The organism is Catonella morbi ATCC 51271 (assembly GCF_000160035.2).
GTDB lineage: Bacteria > Bacillota > Clostridia > Lachnospirales > Lachnospiraceae > Catonella > Catonella morbi.
The window spans coordinates 333282-350311 of the sequence record NZ_KI535366.1 but is presented as its reverse complement, the minus strand read 5'-3'; the positions used below and the strand labels follow the sequence as shown (position 1 = coordinate 350311).

Sequence of the window (17030 nt, the reverse complement as noted above, 5' to 3'; positions counted from 1 at the left end):
CAAAGGGTTATCCGTGATGTTTAGAAGTTCCGAATGTTTACCAATTTTCTCAATATTTTTAGTTGTGGTTTTATTGCCATTTCTGATTCCCATCTGAACATAGTAAGTTGGATCAATGGCTTTTGTGTTATATCCTAATTTCATAGAAATATTATATCACACTTTTTAATAAAATACAACAGTTACAACAAATATATTATTTTAATTTGACAAAGAAATATATTAAAAAAAGCCCATTTTTCAATGGACTTGATGATTTTGAGCTATATATTACAAGGCATTAACTGTTGAACTCCCGTCAAACAAAATGCTCTGTTTTTTAATCCTATATTTGCTAAAATATATATAACCATTTTAAATATATGTGTATAGATATTTAAAAGCATGCATATAATTTAATATGGAATGATATGAAGCAAAGATAGTTATTATACTAGGAGGATATTATGATTAATGAGTTATTAAAAGTTGAATTAGAAGAAGTAAGACTTGACGAAAAATTAAATAAAGATTTGACAGATGAAATTGAAGAAACTTTGGCAAGCGGATGTGGTGCATTAAAGTCATGTAATGGATGTAATATTAAAAGTTGAATTAGAAGAAGTAAGACTTGACGAAAAATTAAATAAAGATTTGACAGATGAAATTGAAGAAACTTTGGCAAACGGATGTGGTGCATTAAAGTCATGTAATGGATGTAATTCACTAAATTAAGTTTCAAACTTGTAATGTAAACTTATAAATTAATACAAAATGATAACTATCTTTGCTGAAAATAATAAATAATTTGATTAGGAGAGAAGATGAAGAATTTTAATAAATATGATTTTCATTTTATTACTTATAAAAACTGGGGTATAATATATTATATTCCAAATCAGATTATAAAGAAATTACAAAGTAAAGATTTTTGTATTTTAAAACCTTTATTCGATAAGTTTTTTAAGAATGAATTAGATAATGAGCAAAAGAAAAAATTTATACAATATCTAGAATACAATTTTTTGCAGAACTATAAGGATAGTCTTAAATTAGAAGATAAACTTAGACTAGATAAAATAAATAAGATAGATCGTATAGAAATTATGCTTACTAATACTTGTAATTTATCTTGTAAATATTGCTATGCCAAAGATGGAACATATGGAAGAAAGCCACGCATATTAAATGAAAATGAAATTATAAAATATCTTAACGCATTGTTCCCAATTAAATATAATTATGTAAATACAGTGTTTTTCTTTGGTGGTGAACCATTGTTAAATTTTAAAGTAATTAAAGCTACATGCAATTTTTTTGAAAAATTGGTCAAGAAAGGGGATATTCAAAAGCTACCTAGCTATACATTAGTAACTAATGGAACATTAATTACTGAAGAAATAGCTGAATTTATGGCAACGAAAGAAATACTTATTACGGTTAGTATTGATGGACCCAAGTTAATAAATGATAAGAATAGATTTGATAAGAATGGTAAAGGAACTTATGAAAGAATAAAAAAAGGAATAAATTTATTATTGAAGAGTAATGCTAAATTAGTCTGTTTTGAAGTAACATATAATAAAGAGCATAAGATAGCGGGTATAAGTAAAGAGGATGTAAAAGATTTTTTAGTGAGTGAGTTTGGAAATATTAAAGTTTTGATAGAAAATTGTAATGGTGATAATGATGTTTCGCTAGATAAAGAGATAGATAAAACTTCAATAACAAAAAATGATTATAGTCATATTTATCATGCCTTATTTAAAAATGAAATATATGATTTTTCATGTAATGCTGGAAGAAGCTCTCTTATGCTGACATCTGGAGGAATCCTTTATCCTTGTCATATGTTTATGCTAGAAAATAAATACTCATTCAGTAATGAAAATGAATATGAAAAAGTTTATAATTTATTAAAAAGTGTGAATAGAAGTGTAAAGCAAGAATGTACCAAATGTTGGGCAAGAAATTTATGTGGTGCCTGTCCTGCAAGTTTACTTTTGTTTTCAAATGATAATTCTACAGATATTGCCTGTATTAATATAAAAAATAAAATTGAAAAAGTACTTCCATTGATAATTGAAGATGTATATAATAATAATTCAAATAACTATAATAGTTTAATATAGGGGGATGAGATGAAAATAATTAACAAGGAGAATAGAACCAGACTTGCAATAAGTCTCTTTTTTTCTATAGTGGGTGATATTTTCTTGATGCAAGCACTTATCGGAATGAGTGACATTATGGATATGGCTATAAAATCTAATATTAAAGATATGCCGCTTACAGTTTCACTTACCGTATTTTACATGGTAGCTCAATGGGGATGTAATTTTGTAAAGTATATATTCTGGCAGAGATTCATGTTTGGAACAAGAGACAACCTGCTCTTGATTTTAATTAAAAGCTTATTCAGACTTCCTATGTCAAAGCTAAAAGAAAAGAATTCTGATTATTATATGAATATCTTAAATAATGACATTGAAGAATTTAGAATTGGATATTTAGACGGATTATATGGGCTTTTATCATACTCTACATCAGTTATAGTGGCTGCTGTTACATTGCTTCGAGTTAATTATCTGATGGTCATAACAACAGTTATACTTACAATTCTTCCTATCCTTATAAGTAAGGTTATGACAGGGAAGACGATAAATATAAATAAAGAAAAAACAAGTGCAAATGAAACTTATTTAAGCCGCCTGCAGGAAATGGTTAAAGGGTTTGATGTTGTAAAGAGATCAGGACATTCTGATGAATATATCGGTATTTTTGAAAAAGTTAATGAAAAGCGTTCAGTTTCATATATGCATTATAACGTAACAACTAATATGATTAGGGCAACAATGTTTGCGATTGTAAGCATTAATCAATTAATCCTGACAGGACTTTGCTCCTTTTTGGTTGTGAAAAATATAATAAGTCCCGGACTTATAATTACAGTTACTGCAGCATTTGCAAATTTTTCAGATGCATTTTCAAATTCACTTGAAAGCGGTATAGAAATGAAGTCTGCTAAAGTTTTCCTTGAAAAATTTATGCCTTATCTGAATAAAAATATTGATGATAATGTGATTGATACTACACCTCTTCAATCAGATAACAGATTGACAAAAGCTGATATAGCTATAGAAAAACTTAGTTTTGCTTATGAAGATAAGGAAATATTCGAGGATTTTTCTTTGAATGTAGGCAATGGAGAGATAGTTGCGGTAACTGGAGAAAGCGGTTCAGGCAAATCTACTTTAATAAAGCTTCTGCTCAAATCTTTCTTAAATTATAGCGGTAAAATTAAATATGATGGCAAGGATTTACAGGAAATTACGGAAGAAGAGCTTTACAGCAAAGTATATCTGGTTCCACAGGAAAGCTTCATTTTTAAATCTTCATTGTTTGATAATGTTACAATGTTTGCAAAGATGGAAGATGGTGCAGAGGCTAAGTTTAAGGAAATTCTTGAGAAGGTGAATCTTAGAAATTTTATGGAATTGCATAAAGATGAAGAACTTGATCCTGATGAAATGTCTGGAGGAGAGAAGAAAAGAGCTTCAATAGCCAGAGCCTTATTTAATGATTCTGAGATAATCATTTTAGATGAGCCGACTTCTGACTTAGATCCTGAGAATAAGGAGATAATAAATAAGATTATATTTGATATGAAAGATAAGACAAGGATAGTTGTAACCCATGACTGGAATGAAAAATATTTGGGGAAATTTGATAAGATAATAAAGTTATAAGGAGTTTAAGTTTGATAATAAATGCAACGGTATTTTGGAAAGAGTTTCTTGAGTATTTAGAAGTCAATGATGATACAACAGAGAAGATAGTTTTTTTAGTTGCCAAAAAAGAAAGAGCAATGTTAGAAGTTATTGACTGGACTTTTCTTAATGATAATTATGGAATAAAAACAACAAATTATGAAGTAAGTATTCCTAAGGAATTGTCTTTAGCTTTTATCAATCTCTGTAAAAGAAATAATTATTATCCTATAATTATGCATACACATGAATGGTATTATTCTGATGAAAACATATCATTTTCAAAAAAAGATTTACTTTTTATGAAGAATTTTGTAAAAGTTTGTAGAAAATTAGGTTTGAATTTAGCAATAACTTTTTGGGTTACTAATGGGAAATATTATCAACAATGTATATTTGACAAAGTTAGCAGTGAAGAGAAACTTAATTTAAGTCCGATAAAATTGAGTATTGAGTAATTCTTCGCTTATCTTTAATATATAAGTTATGGTGAAAGATTGGAGGAATAATGAAGAAATACCTGACTGACAATTTCGGCTATACACTTAGGAATATAAGAGAAAATTTAAAACTTACACAGACTGAAGTTTTCCAGGGAATTCTGGCAAGAAGCACCTGGTATAATTATGAAGCTGAAATAATAGACCCCGATATGCTTACCTTTATTACTTTACTTGAGAGAATGGGAGTGTCAGCAGACAGATTTGAGTTCATAGTTCCTGAAGAAGTACATAAGTTTTTTATTTGGTATGAGGAATGTCTGGTTTGTATAGAAAATAAAGACTGGAAAGGATTAATAGAGAGAAGAAATAGGTTTGAGGTATTTAAGCAGATAAACGTAAAGATTCAATACCAATATAGGGATTTCATAGATTATGTTATTGAAAGATTTGGTAATCAAAATTTAGATAAGGCTTTTTTTTATATCAAACAAGCATTACTCTATACAATAACCGACATTGATAATGTTGTTTCTGACAGATTGCTATTATCCGTATTTGAAGGGCATCTTTTGGCGAATTATTATGATTTATTATATTCTATGAAAGTAGATGACAAAATAACTAAAGAGCTGTATTTGTTTTACGAATATTATAGTAACAGGCTAAATGACGATTTGATAAAAGGTATAATTATTCCTAGAATAGCGCTTATACTGCTTAAACATGATAAAAATATATTAAGCAGGGAAGAACGGTTAAAGATAGAACATGAAGTTCTTGAAATACTAATTAAAAATCATGCAATCAGAGAATTACCAGAACTATTAGGATATCTAATTAATGATGAATTTTCGTATGGAATATCTAAAGTGCGGATTTTTCAAAGAAATGCATTGTTAGCTGTATTTGATAAGTATGAAGTCTGTTCAGATTTTAGAGTTGAGGTACAAAGGTTTGCGAGAATAAAGTATCTGTTGTTAAGTGATGTACTTAGGATCCGTAGGCTTGAACTGGGGCTTACCGTAGAGGAAGCTGCGGGAGATATATGTGCTGTAAGCACTTATGCAAGAGCAGAAGCAGGTAAAACTATACCAAATAAGAATACACTGAGTATGTTGAAAGAAAGATTAAAACTTAGAGCAGTGTATTATAGTAGTGAGATAGAAACTGAAGAATACAGTACACTTATGCTTAATTCAGAATGTAGAAGACTTGCAGCAATAGGAAGATTTGATGAAGCCAAAATAAAGTATAGTGAGCTATCTGATAAACTTGATATGAATATTTTTGTAAATAAACAAATATTAGAATTTTCTGATATTTATAAATCTTTAACACAAGATAATAATTTGGTAAAATTATGGAAATTACTATCATACAATGAAGTTGAATTTGAACAAAGAATTCTTTTTAGTAGAGAAGAACTGGAAATATTAAGTTTAATAGCCTGGGAGGAAGAAAAAGTTAAGAAGACAAAAGGGCTTAAATTATTAGAGATTTTACTTGAAAAAGAAAGCAAACAGAGGGCTACATATTATTCAAGAACTGCAATAGTAAACAGAAATTTGGTTAAGATGTTAAAAGATAATAAGAGTTATGAAAAAAGCTATAAACTTGCCGTAGAAAATATCAGTAACATGTTTACAGAAAATGACGCCAGCCTTTTGATAAATATGTTAGATTATATTTCTACCATAGAAGAGGAATTGAAAAATAAAAATACAGCAGCGGAGATTTGTAAAATTATGTTTTATATTTCAGAGTTATATAAAAGATATGGTGCTGCTAAAGGAATTAGGGAATATTTTGAAGAAAATTTTAATAAGGAAGAAACCTGGTATTAAAGATTAAAAAACAGGTATCTGATTTCTGAATTATAAATATCAGTATTAAGATACCTGTTAAATGGAGCTGTCACATCAAGAATGAAATGTTTTTTTGGTGCATTATTTCTTAAAAATTAGATATATTTAGGACGAACAGAGTGAATATGTACAGGACAAGGCTCTGTTTTATCGCCACAGATCATTATGTTAGTACTATTTGTAACAGTATTAACGGATTCCTGATTTAATAAGAATGCAGAAAAGCTCAACGCGTTTAATGATAGTACAGCAACAAGACATACAAATAATTTTTTTCTTTTCACAGTAATAACCTCACTTACATAAAAAATTTTGATTATCAAATATTATTATAGGGAACAATAAATCTGACAGTCTTTATTATATAGATTAAGTTAAAGCATGACCATAGCATTTCCTCGGACATTTTAAATAAAAATATGTATTGGTAAATGCTATAGCGGTTGATAAAAATAATGCAATCATAATTTTTTTATGATAAAATGTCAGGTGAACAAGATATTTAATATAAAACCGGATGGTAAATTTTGAAAGGAAAAGCTATGAAATTATTAATTGCATCAGATATACATGGTTCAGCTTTTTATGCAAAGAAGGTTGTGGAAAGATTTGAAAAAGAAGGAGCTGATAAATTGCTCTTGCTGGGAGACATTCTCTACCATGGTCCGAGAAATGACCTCCCTTTTGGGCATAATCCAAAAGAGGTTATAGCACTTTTAAATCCGCTAAGTGATAAAATCCTCTGTGTAAGAGGAAATTGTGAGGCCGAAGTTGATCAAATGGTGCTTGATTTTCCTTGTCTTGCTGATTACATTGTTTTAAATCTGGATGGAATAAATATTTTTGCTACTCATGGTCATATTTTTGGAGAAAATAATCCTCCTAAACTTCATAAGGGGGATATTCTGCTTTGCGGTCATACCCATGTACCCAAATGTGTTACTTATGAAAATTTTATCTATATGAATCCGGGTTCAACCTCTATACCGAAGGAAAATAGTCATAACGGTTACATGATTTATGAGAATAAAACATTTATCTGGAAGGATTTTGATGGAAATATTAAAAACAGCTATAGCTGTCAGGAGGCATAAATGGCAAAACTATATGCAATTTTTGATTTGGACGGAACATTGTTAAACACCTTGGATGACCTTATGGACTCAATGAATTATATACTTAGGCAGAATAATTTTCCTGAAAGAACCAGGGATGAAATAAGAAAATTTGTAGGAAACGGTGTGAGAAAACTGGTAGAACGGGCAATTCCGGAAGAATATAAGGATGACAGCACTATTATAGATAAATTCTATAATAATTACAGTGATTATTACAAGGCTCATTCCGATATAAAAACGGCTCCTTATCCGGGAACCGTGGAAATGCTTGATGAACTTATAAATAACGGAGTAGAAATAGCAATAGTATCAAATAAGATAGATTCCGCAGTAAAGAGCCTGAGTGCCAAATACTTTGGGGAAAGAATAAAATCTGTAATCGGAGAAAAACCTAGTATAAGACATAAACCTGAGCCAGATATGGTATTTATGGCTATGGAAGAACTTGGAGCAACTAAAGAAAACAGTGTATATATAGGTGATTCAGAGGTAGACATACAGACTGCGGTTAATGCCGGTATTCCTTGTATCTCTGTTTTATGGGGATTTAGGGACAGAGAATTTCTTGAAAAGTCAGGTGGTAGAATATTTGCTGATTCAATGAAAAAATTGACAGAAAAGTTAATGAATTTTTCTAAAGCTTAAAAAGATTAGTCTAAACTAACTAATTTTCGGTTTAAAATTATGCTTTTAATGATAAAAAATCTCTAATAATGGTTTAATTTTTTTGAAATTTGTGATATTATTATCAGGATGGATTTATATTTTGGCTATATGAAATTCATTAAGCAGGTTTTATTTAAAAATTTACCAATTATAGTAAAAATACTATAACAAATATTTTTTTAATAATCAAAATCTGATGTGAAGTTCATATAGTGAATTTTAGGAGGATAAAAGAATGTTTAAGGTTGTAAATAAGCGCTACTTAGCCAATAATATTTGGTTAGTGGATGTAGAAGCACCTAATGTGGCTAAGTCCTGTCTTCCGGGACAGTTTGTAATTGTAAGGCTTGATGATAAAGCGGAGAGAGTTCCTCTTACTATCTGTGACTATGACAGAGAGAAGGAGACAATAACACTTGTTTATCAGTCGGTAGGTGCTTCAACAAAGCGTATGGAAAAAGAAGATGACAATGGTTATAAAGATGTAGTCGGTCCACTTGGACAGCCATCTGAGCTTTGCCTTATGCCTAAGGAAGAGCTTGCTAAAGAAAAGATTCTTTTTATGGCCGGTGGTGTAGGTACAGCTCCTGTATATCCACAGGTTAAGTGGCTTAAGGAAAACGGCTATGAGGCTGATGTTATTGTGGGTGCAAGAACAAAAGACCTTCTTATTCTTGAAGAAGAAATGAAGCAGTGGGCAACCAACCTTTATATTGCTACAGATGACGGTTCTTATGGCTTTAAGGGAAACGTTAATGACTGTCTTAAAGACCTTCTTGCAAATCATGGAAAAGAATATACCAGAGTAGTAGCGATCGGACCTATGATAATGATGAAATTTGTCTGTCTTACAACCAAAGAACTCGGAATACCTACTATAGTAAGTATGAACCCTATCATGGTGGATGGTACAGGTATGTGTGGTGCCTGTCGTCTTTCTGTTGGTGATAAGATTAAATTTGCCTGCGTAGACGGCCCTGAATTTGACGGACATCTCATAAACTTTGATGAGGCTATGAACAGACAGCGTATGTATAAGACTGAAGAAGGAAGAAAGATATTAAAGGTTCAGGAAGGTGATACACATAAGGGACCGGGATGCTTGACACCTAATCCTCAGAAAGTAGGCTAATTCTAAGTTAATAAAGGAGATAAGAAAATGGCAGTTAATCCAATGCAGAGAATTCCTGTTAGAGAGCAGGAACCTGAAGTAAGAGCAAAGAACTTTGAAGAAGTTTGTTACGGATATAATCTTGAAGAGGCTATGGATGAGTCTACAAGATGTCTTAATTGTAAGAACCCACGCTGTGTAGGCGGATGTCCTGTAGGTATTGACATTCCGGGCTTCATAATGAAGGTTAAAGAAGGCAATATTAAGGGAGCTTATGAGACTATAAGCAAATACAGCGCTCTTCCGGCGGTATGCGGTCGTGTCTGTCCTCAGGAGTCACAGTGCGAAAAATACTGTGTAAGAGGTATAAAGGGTGATTCCGTATCCATAGGTAAGCTTGAAAGATTTACAGCTGACTGGGCTCGTAAACAGGGTATCCGTCCTGAGCCTGCAAAAGTTAAGAATGGCAAGAGAGTTGCAGTTATAGGTGCAGGTCCTGCCGGACTTACAGCAGCCGGAGACCTTGCTAAGGCAGGTTGTGATGTGGTTATATATGAGGCACTTCATGAGGCGGGCGGTGTACTTGTATACGGTATTCCTGAGTTCCGTCTTCCTAAAGAGGAAGTGGTTAAGTATGAAGTTGATAATGTTAAAGCTCTTGGTGTAGAAATTAAGACTGACTATGTAATAGGCAGATCTCTTACTATTGATCAGCTTATGGAAGAAGAAGGCTTTGATGCGGTATTTATCGGTTCAGGTGCAGGTCTTCCTAAGTTTATGGGTATTCCCGGTGAGAATGCAAACGGTGTATTCTCTGCAAATGAATACCTTACAAGATCAAACCTTATGAAAGCTTTTGATGATAATTATGATACACCTATCCATCCGGGTAAAAAAGTAGTAGTCGTAGGTGGCGGTAACGTTGCTATGGATGCTGCAAGAACCGCACTCAGACTTGGGGCTGAAACACATATTGTATATAGAAGATCCGAAGAAGAGCTTCCTGCCAGAGTTGAAGAAGTTCATCACGCTAAAGAAGAGGGAATTATATTTGATGTACTTACCAATCCTGTTGAGATTCTTGAGGATGAGAATGGTTGGGTAAAAGGCTGTAAATGTGTAAGAATGGAACTTGGTGAGCCTGATGATTCAGGTCGTAGAAGACCACAGGAAGTTCCGAATTCTGAATTTGTTATTGAGTGTGATACAGTTATCATGTCTCTCGGTACAAGCCCTAACCCACTTATTTCTTCTACAACTAAGGGGCTTGAGTCTAATAAATGGGGCTGTCTTATTGCTAAGGATGAGGACGGTGAGACCACTAAGACCGGTGTATATGCAGGCGGAGATGCTGTTACAGGCGCGGCTACGGTTATTCTTGCTATGGGAGCGGGAAAACATGCAGCTAAGGGTATCTTAGAATATCTTGGAGTTGCTAAAGCCGAATAATTTTAGTAATTTATTTTAAAAACATACTTCTGCCTTGTCGGAAAAGATGAGGCAGAAGATTTTTATTTTAATAGGAAATTTCTTCGAGGGATGCACAACGTGATGTACAACCGGGATGCACAACTCCTTTTTTATAAAAATAAGTACTTGCAATTTTATCTAAATTCTGTTAAAATTACCTAGTGTGTTTTGTGTGTAGATTAACCTAAAATTTCCATTGGAGATAGAGGAGGTGCTGTAATGGCAAAGTGTGATGTTTGTGGAAAAGGTGTTAGCTTCGGTATAGCTGTGAGCCATTCCCACAGAAGAAACAACAGAAGTTGGAAGGCTAATGTCAGAACTGTCAGAGTGAAGACTCCTGGTGGTGCTAAGACTATGCATGTTTGTGCTTCATGCCTTCGTAGCGGTCGTGTAGAACGTGCTTAATTAAATAACTATTAAAGAGCTGTTACCGGAGTAGTGACAGCTCTTTTTATACATTAAAGAAGCTTGTTTAATATAATATGGAGGTTAGTTATGGAACAGTACAAACAGGAATTTATCGAATTTATGGTTGAAAGTGAAGTTTTAAAATTTGGTGATTTTACTCTTAAAAGTGGTAGAAAATCACCTTTTTTTATGAATGCGGGGGCTTATGTTACGGGCGGACAGTTAAGAAAGCTTGGAAAGTACTACGCAAAGGCTATACATAATGCTTATGGTGATGATTTTGACGTGCTTTTTGGACCGGCTTATAAAGGAATTCCGCTTTCGGTGGCTACTGTAGCAGCCTTTGATGAACTTTACGGAAAAGAAATCAGATATTCTTCAAACAGAAAAGAAATAAAAGATCATGGAGACACCGGTATCTTTCTTGGAAGTAAAATCAAATCAGGAGATAAGGTGGTAATTATTGAGGACGTTACCACTTCAGGGAAGTCTATTGAAGAAACATATCCGATTATAAAACAGATGGGTGATGTAAATGTTGTAGGGATGATGGTTTCGCTTGACAGAGGGGAAAAAGGAAAAGGAGAAATCAGCGCACTTAATGAAGTTTCATCAACCTATGGTTTTCCTACAGGAGCAATAGTTACCATGAAAGAGGTAATAGAATATCTGTACAATAGGGAAGTAATGGGAAAAGTGGTTATTGATGATGAAATCAAGGCAAGAATAGATGAATATTATCTACAGTATGGAGCTAAATAGATGATGGAAAGCTTGTTTACCGGTTATATCTAAAAATCCTCTTTGGTTAATTCGTATAGTCAAATGACAAAAATTTGTGCAAATCTTACAAAAAATACTGGAAATTAATTGGTAAGAAATTTTGTATGAATTACACAAAAAATTAAGAAAAATTTCTATCTGAGAATACTCTCTAAATATCTTTACAAATGATATTTTAGGGAGTATTATTCTTTCTAAGGGAACAATATTTACTTAAATCTGATTATATAATTCTTTTATTTTTTATTTGATTGTCAAATCTATGAATTTAGTCAAATAGAATAGTTATTTATTGCTATTTGTACTTAAATTAATCAATCCAATAATTTTGTGTTTCAAAGTACTTAGGAGGTAGTTATGCTCGTGACGTTCTGGAGCGGTGCAGAAATCAGAACCGGTGTTACCACCAATACTGCACTAATTTCCCATTTTTATGCTCAAAGATATAAGAAAAAGGTGGCTTTGTTTGAAAACCATGTTCCGGGAAAATATAGTCTTGAAGATATTTTGATTGGTAAAAAAAGCCTGCCGTTTCTTTTTGAAGAACCTATATTTTATAACAGAAATAATAACATTAATTATTATTACGGACTGATGAAGGCAGGTCTTCCGGTAAAAGGTATAAGTAATGCAGCTCTTCGTATGGCTGAAGGAAGACTACATTATTTTCCGCAATTTTCATCTAATCATACTCTTTTTGACTATGAAATGAATAAAGTAATCGATAGATTTATTGATGAGCTTAATAGCAGATACGAAGTAGTATTTGTTGATTTAAAAAGAATTAATACTATGACAACAAAACATATTATTGAAAGGTCAGATATAGTTTTTGTAAATGTACCGCAGGATGAAATCAGTATAAACAGAATTTTAGATGACAATTTAATAGAGCGTGAGAAACTTTGTTTCATTCTTAGCAGATATAAGCAAACGTCAAAGATAGATTTTGAAGAAATTGTAGCAGATTATGATATTGATAATGAGAGAATATCATATATTCCATATTATGAATCACTCATCAGAATCTGTAAAAACGGGAATTTATCAAACTTTTTAATCAAAAACTTCTGGTCTACGAGAGGTGAAAAGAGCTTTGAGCTGGTTTCACAGCTTAGAAAACTTACTAACTTTATTAAAAGTCAGATAGAAGAGGGTGTAGAAAAGGAGAGGGCTGTATGAGCTTTAAGAATTATACTGAAAGTTCGGTTGAAGCAAATAGTATAGTGGACTTTGATACACTTTTACAGGCTATAAAGGATGACTTTACACAGCTACTTCGTGTCAACTTAAATATTGGTCCTTTTTTGATGAAAGAAAGGCTTCTAAGAATTGAAAGAAGAGAAGAATTAAGGGAAGCACTCAGAACCTGTGGTTCCGGAAACGAAGCCTCAAAGATATTTGTGAAAAGCTATATTACAACTCTGCTGGCAGATAAATATAAGATATCAGAGGAAAATATACATCTGTTCTTAAAGGAAGATTCTGAATATAGATTTAAGGTAAACCTTGAGAAATTCATAGGCAGATATGGGAAATTTGGTCTTGAGAAACTGATTGAAAGATATTTTTCAGAAATAATTATTAAATCGGAAAAAAGAATCATAGATGAAAAAGCATTAGGCAGAGCATTTGGAAGGTTTAATCATGAAAGTACCACCTTTCCCGAAAAAATGGATATTCTCTGTCAAAAAATATATGAAAATTATAAAGGAAACGGAATTATAGACAGTCTGCTGCCTCTTGTGATAGACGGAATTTCAGGAGGGGTTTCAAGCGATAACGGAAGCTTCTGTGTATGGCTTATGTATAAGGGAAATTCTGTCAGTTTATCATTTCTTAAATTTAAAGGAGAAGCCGAGATTAAGAGAATATGCAGAAACCTGTGCAAAAGTTATGGCATAGGACAACTCTCCGAAAGAAGAGGATACATAGTGGCAGAGCTTGCAGATGGCTCAAGAGCCTCAATATCAAGACCACCGTTTTGTGAGAGTTGGAGCTTTTTTATCAGAAAGTTCAGAATGGAAAATATTTTGGAGATGGAGGATATAATCACGGGTGAAGGCTCGGAAAATATTATTAAGCTCTTAAAGTATCTGGTAGTTGGGGAAAGACTGGTAGCTGTGACCGGTGAGCAGGGATCGGGCAAAACTACACTTTTGGCTTCAATGGTTAAGTTCATACCTGATTGGTTGAATATCAGGGTAACAGAAATGTCATTTGAATTACATTTAAGGCAGAGATTTCCCGGAAGGAATATAGTAAGTTTTAAGGAAACAGAAGGAGTGGGGATACAGGAAGGGCTTGATTTTACCAAAAAGACAGACGGTAATGTAACTATTTTGGGAGAGGTTGCCACCATGCAGGCAGTATTGTTTTTGGTACAGATAGCGCAGAATGCATCAGCTTTTACATTGTTTACCCATCATGCCAAGGATACAACAGCCCTCATACATTATATTCGGAATTCCTTGCTTATGCAGGGAAATTTCAGAAATGAAAAAGTTGCTCTTATGCAGGCGGTAAGTTCGGTGAGAATAAATATACATATTAAGAAAAATGCTTTTGGTGAAAGGTATATAGAAAAAATAAGTGAAATTATTCCCTGCGAAAGTGAAACCGGGTTTACAGAAAAAGTTATTGCTTATAATACCAAGGGAAAATATATCTTAAAAGAAGAGTTAAGCAGAGAAACGGAGGAGGCTGTTTATGAAAGACTGCCGGAGAATGAAACTTCGGATTTTATAAAATATATAAAACAGTGGCAGAGGGTAAAAGATGGAAAAATGGTTGTTTAGTATTTACAAAACATTATGTTTAACCGGAATAGGAAGGGTGGTGATAGGAAAGACCGAATATGAGGTTGGAAGGTATTTACCGTTTGATGACTTTGGACTTGGGGTAAACACTGTTAAACTCTTATTTGGCAATGTATTCAAGGCCTTACTCATTTTTATGGTAACTTATGCGGTTGCCCTCTTTGATAAAAAATACTTAATTGTGGCCTTGGTGCTGGGAATTGCAACATATAAGGACAGTTTCATAAAGTGGAAAAGAAAGCAGGAAAAGACTTTGCTTAGACAGTTATCCCTATACTTGAATGAATTACGAAGAGAGTTTTATAGATTTAATGATGTAGAAGAAGCTTTTCTTTCAGCTTTTTCTGCCGCAGGTGAGGAACTTAAGCTCCATCTTGGTTTAATAGAGGATGCACTTGACGGAGACGGTATACCCGAAAGATACAGGGCAGCTGTTCCAAACAGATTCCTGTTTATTTTTATTGCAATCTGTCAGTGCGGAATTAAATACGGAGACAGTGACAATACCTTTGTATCTAATATAGATGAACTGCAAAAGAATATTGACTCGGATTTACTTAAGTGGGACAGAGAGGACTTTATATTCAGTGCGGTATTTTTTGCAATCGGCTTCTCACTTATAAGTATGCCTGTTATGGAAAGATGGGCAATGTCTCAAGTATCTGATTTAAGCACATTTTATAATGGTTTCAGAGGCAGCATGACAAGGGTTGTTTGCATAGTTATTACTACTTTATTTATTTTGGCTTTTGAAAAAATGCAGGAAATCAGAAAAGACGGAATAGAACCGTTGTTATCAGGGATAATAGAAATCCCTTTGGTAAATAAGTGGCTTAAGTGGCTTTTTGAAAAGAGAAATATGGAAAATGGCAGGATTGCAAAAATATTAGATGAAAATTTTCCGGAGAAGTCATATCAGCAATTTATACTGATGAGATGCGTATACTTTTTGGGAAGTTTGATTATTGCTTTATGCTTGATTATTTATTGGAGGCTATCGCTTTTATTACTTCTTCCTGTTATGCCTCTTTCTTTCGTAATAAGTCATATTCCGTATATAAGTTTAGTTGTTGATGGCATATTTTATGAAGCAGAACTGGAGGAGGAAATAGGACAGGTCAGGCTTATGACTATTTCACTTGCAGGTGTAATAGGGATGACGGTTGAGGAGATTCTTTTATGGACTGAGAACTTCACCCTTTTTCTTAGAGAAAGCGTGGCTTCCTGCATAGACCGGCTTGATGTAGACGAAAATACTGCTTTGGATATACTTAGAGAACGCTGGAAAACGACGAGCTTTATCAATGTTATAGATGATTTGATAGCAAGTGACAAAATAGGAATAAAAGAGGCATTTAAGGATTTATTGTCAAGGAGAGATTATTATACTGCCAAAAGGAGACAGGAACAGGAATTGGTAGTCAGGAAAAAAGAGGCTATAATTTCGACTTTTTTATATCTGCCATTTATGGTAACAGTAGGTGTGTATATGGTAATTCCGTTTTTGGTTATAAGTATAAGAAATCTGTTAGATGTAACAGTTAATTTAAGCTGATTTAGGAAGGAGTATTTATATGAGTAATGGATTGAAAGGTTTAACTTTAGCAGCAGGTGTAATAATAACCTGCATAGTTATAAGTATTGCATTTTTTGTTACAAGAGAGGCTAAGGATATAGCGGCTCAGGGCATCAACCAGATGGGAGAATACACTACAGAAATGGGAAATGGCGGAATTGAATTCTACAACGGTCTGACATTGTCGGGAAACGAGGTGATAAGGACTGCAAAGCGGCTTAAGAGTAAGACAAATATCTATATTGTTACCAATGATACCAAGGCAGGTGCTCCTAACGGAGTTAAGGTTGAGACTACAGGCTGGCTTACGGACAATGTATATCAATACGGTAATTTCATTGGAAAGGTTCAATATAAAGATGATGGAAGTGTGGACAGGCTTACCTTCATACAGCTGGTTCAATAGGTACAGGTTATGTATAAAATTCTTGAATTATTAAAAAAGATTTCTAACTTACTTTTATTTGCAGTTGCACTAAGTCAGATTTTTTTATATGAAGCTTACCTCGGAAATTTAGAAAGAATGCTTAAGGTGGAATTATTATGGAGGTTTTTGGTAAATTTTGGAGTATAATCATAGGTTTTATACTTATATTTATATGCCCGATATATATTACACAAATAAGAGTAAAAGCACTTACAGATATTGAAATTATCAATCTTACTGACAGATTTTTGGATAAGGTAAAATATACAGGATACATTGACAGGAAAGATATGGACAATTTATATACGAGTTTGTCAAAAATCACTTCAGACAAAGAACTCAGCCTGTTACATAAAAGAAGGGCTGTGCGACCTGTTATGAAAAACGGTGAGATTGAGGACACAGGTGAGTTTTATATTGAAGTATCGGATGCGGAAATTAAGAATGAATTAAAGAGGAGTTCGAAGTACAGGTTCAAGATAGGTGATGAAATTTGCTGTGTAATTAAAGATAAGAGTAAACTGTTGAACATGTTCCCTGAAAAAACAATAGAGTTAGGAGGAATGATAGAAAACGAGTATATCAAAAATTAGCT

16 protein-coding genes are annotated in these 17030 nt (G+C 33.0%); all 16 read left to right on the top strand.

Going from position 1 to position 17030, the window contains the following annotated elements; translation table 11 throughout:
* Positions 1–446 precede the first annotated feature (446 nt).
* Positions 447–593: a hypothetical protein gene (locus tag GCWU000282_RS16540; RefSeq protein ID WP_023353244.1), complete on the top strand. Its 147-nt coding sequence runs from the start codon at positions 447–449 to the stop codon at positions 591–593.
* Between the two features lie 210 nt (positions 594–803).
* On the top strand, positions 804–2111 hold the full coding sequence (locus GCWU000282_RS01640) for a radical SAM/SPASM domain-containing protein (RefSeq protein ID WP_023353242.1): 1308 nt from the start codon (positions 804–806) through the stop codon (positions 2109–2111).
* Positions 2112–2120: 9 nt separating this feature from the next.
* A complete protein-coding gene (locus tag GCWU000282_RS01635; protein WP_023353241.1) occupies positions 2121–3728 on the top strand; it encodes an ATP-binding cassette domain-containing protein in 1608 nt (535 codons plus the stop codon).
* 11 nt (positions 3729–3739) lie between these two features.
* Positions 3740–4207 carry a hypothetical protein gene (locus GCWU000282_RS01630; RefSeq protein ID WP_023353240.1) on the top strand — a complete coding sequence of 156 codons (468 nt, stop codon included), beginning with the start codon at positions 3740–3742 and terminating at the stop codon, positions 4205–4207.
* A 50-nt stretch (positions 4208–4257) separates the two neighbouring features.
* Positions 4258–6036 carry a helix-turn-helix domain-containing protein gene (locus GCWU000282_RS01625; RefSeq protein ID WP_023353239.1) on the top strand — a complete coding sequence of 593 codons (1779 nt, stop codon included), beginning with the start codon at positions 4258–4260 and terminating at the stop codon, positions 6034–6036.
* Positions 6037–6599: 563 nt separating this feature from the next.
* A complete protein-coding gene (gene yfcE / locus GCWU000282_RS01620; protein WP_023353238.1) occupies positions 6600–7151 on the top strand; it encodes a phosphodiesterase in 552 nt (183 codons plus the stop codon).
* Entirely contained in the window at positions 7152–7820 is a 669-nt protein-coding gene (locus tag GCWU000282_RS01615) for an HAD family hydrolase (RefSeq protein WP_023353237.1), read from the top strand.
* 256 nt (positions 7821–8076) lie between these two features.
* Positions 8077–8973 carry a sulfide/dihydroorotate dehydrogenase-like FAD/NAD-binding protein gene (locus tag GCWU000282_RS01610; protein WP_023353236.1) on the top strand — a complete coding sequence of 299 codons (897 nt, stop codon included), beginning with the start codon at positions 8077–8079 and terminating at the stop codon, positions 8971–8973.
* A 27-nt stretch (positions 8974–9000) separates the two neighbouring features.
* Positions 9001–10401, top strand: coding sequence for an NADPH-dependent glutamate synthase (gene gltA / locus GCWU000282_RS01605; RefSeq protein WP_023353235.1), 1401 nt, complete (start codon positions 9001–9003; stop codon positions 10399–10401).
* 240 nt (positions 10402–10641) lie between these two features.
* Positions 10642–10827: a 50S ribosomal protein L28 gene (rpmB, locus tag GCWU000282_RS01600; RefSeq protein ID WP_023353234.1), complete on the top strand. Its 186-nt coding sequence runs from the start codon at positions 10642–10644 to the stop codon at positions 10825–10827.
* 90 nt (positions 10828–10917) lie between these two features.
* Entirely contained in the window at positions 10918–11592 is a 675-nt protein-coding gene (gene pyrE / locus GCWU000282_RS01595) for an orotate phosphoribosyltransferase (protein ID WP_023353233.1), read from the top strand.
* A gap of 378 nt (positions 11593–11970) precedes the next feature.
* Positions 11971–12795 carry a hypothetical protein gene (locus tag GCWU000282_RS01590; RefSeq protein WP_023353232.1) on the top strand — a complete coding sequence of 275 codons (825 nt, stop codon included), beginning with the start codon at positions 11971–11973 and terminating at the stop codon, positions 12793–12795.
* Positions 12792–14411 (top strand): ATPase, T2SS/T4P/T4SS family, encoded by a 1620-nt coding sequence (locus tag GCWU000282_RS01585; RefSeq protein WP_023353231.1) that lies wholly within the window; start codon positions 12792–12794, stop codon positions 14409–14411. The genes GCWU000282_RS01590 and GCWU000282_RS01585 overlap by 4 nt, the downstream gene beginning before the upstream one ends.
* Complete coding sequence (locus tag GCWU000282_RS01580) at positions 14392–15987, top strand: hypothetical protein (RefSeq protein WP_023353230.1); 1596 nt, start codon at positions 14392–14394, stop codon at positions 15985–15987. Before GCWU000282_RS01585 ends, GCWU000282_RS01580 begins: the two co-directional genes overlap by 20 nt.
* Before the next feature lie 19 nt (positions 15988–16006).
* Complete coding sequence (locus GCWU000282_RS01575) at positions 16007–16414, top strand: hypothetical protein (protein WP_023353229.1); 408 nt, start codon at positions 16007–16009, stop codon at positions 16412–16414.
* 137 nt (positions 16415–16551) lie between these two features.
* Complete coding sequence (locus tag GCWU000282_RS01570) at positions 16552–17028, top strand: hypothetical protein (protein ID WP_023353228.1); 477 nt, start codon at positions 16552–16554, stop codon at positions 17026–17028.
* The last annotated feature ends 2 nt before the right edge of the window (positions 17029–17030 follow it).

Excerpts from the sequence above, each read along its gene's own strand:
- GCWU000282_RS16540 (WP_023353244.1), top strand. The coding sequence starts at position 447 with ATGATTAATGAGTTATTAAAAGTTGAATTAGAAGAAGTAAGACTTGAC.
- GCWU000282_RS01640 (WP_023353242.1), top strand. The coding sequence starts at position 804 with ATGAAGAATTTTAATAAATATGATTTTCATTTTATTACTTATAAAAAC.
- GCWU000282_RS01635 (WP_023353241.1), top strand. The coding sequence starts at position 2,121 with ATGAAAATAATTAACAAGGAGAATAGAACCAGACTTGCAATAAGTCTC.
- GCWU000282_RS01625 (WP_023353239.1), top strand. The coding sequence starts at position 4,258 with ATGAAGAAATACCTGACTGACAATTTCGGCTATACACTTAGGAATATA.
- yfcE (WP_023353238.1), top strand. The coding sequence starts at position 6,600 with ATGAAATTATTAATTGCATCAGATATACATGGTTCAGCTTTTTATGCA.
- GCWU000282_RS01615 (WP_023353237.1), top strand. The coding sequence starts at position 7,152 with ATGGCAAAACTATATGCAATTTTTGATTTGGACGGAACATTGTTAAAC.
- GCWU000282_RS01610 (WP_023353236.1), top strand. The coding sequence starts at position 8,077 with ATGTTTAAGGTTGTAAATAAGCGCTACTTAGCCAATAATATTTGGTTA.
- gltA (WP_023353235.1), top strand. The coding sequence starts at position 9,001 with ATGGCAGTTAATCCAATGCAGAGAATTCCTGTTAGAGAGCAGGAACCT.
- rpmB (WP_023353234.1), top strand. The coding sequence starts at position 10,642 with ATGGCAAAGTGTGATGTTTGTGGAAAAGGTGTTAGCTTCGGTATAGCT.
- pyrE (WP_023353233.1), top strand. The coding sequence starts at position 10,918 with ATGGAACAGTACAAACAGGAATTTATCGAATTTATGGTTGAAAGTGAA.
- GCWU000282_RS01590 (WP_023353232.1), top strand. The coding sequence starts at position 11,971 with ATGCTCGTGACGTTCTGGAGCGGTGCAGAAATCAGAACCGGTGTTACC.
- GCWU000282_RS01585 (WP_023353231.1), top strand. The coding sequence starts at position 12,792 with ATGAGCTTTAAGAATTATACTGAAAGTTCGGTTGAAGCAAATAGTATA.
- GCWU000282_RS01580 (WP_023353230.1), top strand. The coding sequence starts at position 14,392 with ATGGAAAAATGGTTGTTTAGTATTTACAAAACATTATGTTTAACCGGA.
- GCWU000282_RS01575 (WP_023353229.1), top strand. The coding sequence starts at position 16,007 with ATGAGTAATGGATTGAAAGGTTTAACTTTAGCAGCAGGTGTAATAATA.
- GCWU000282_RS01570 (WP_023353228.1), top strand. The coding sequence starts at position 16,552 with ATGGAGGTTTTTGGTAAATTTTGGAGTATAATCATAGGTTTTATACTT.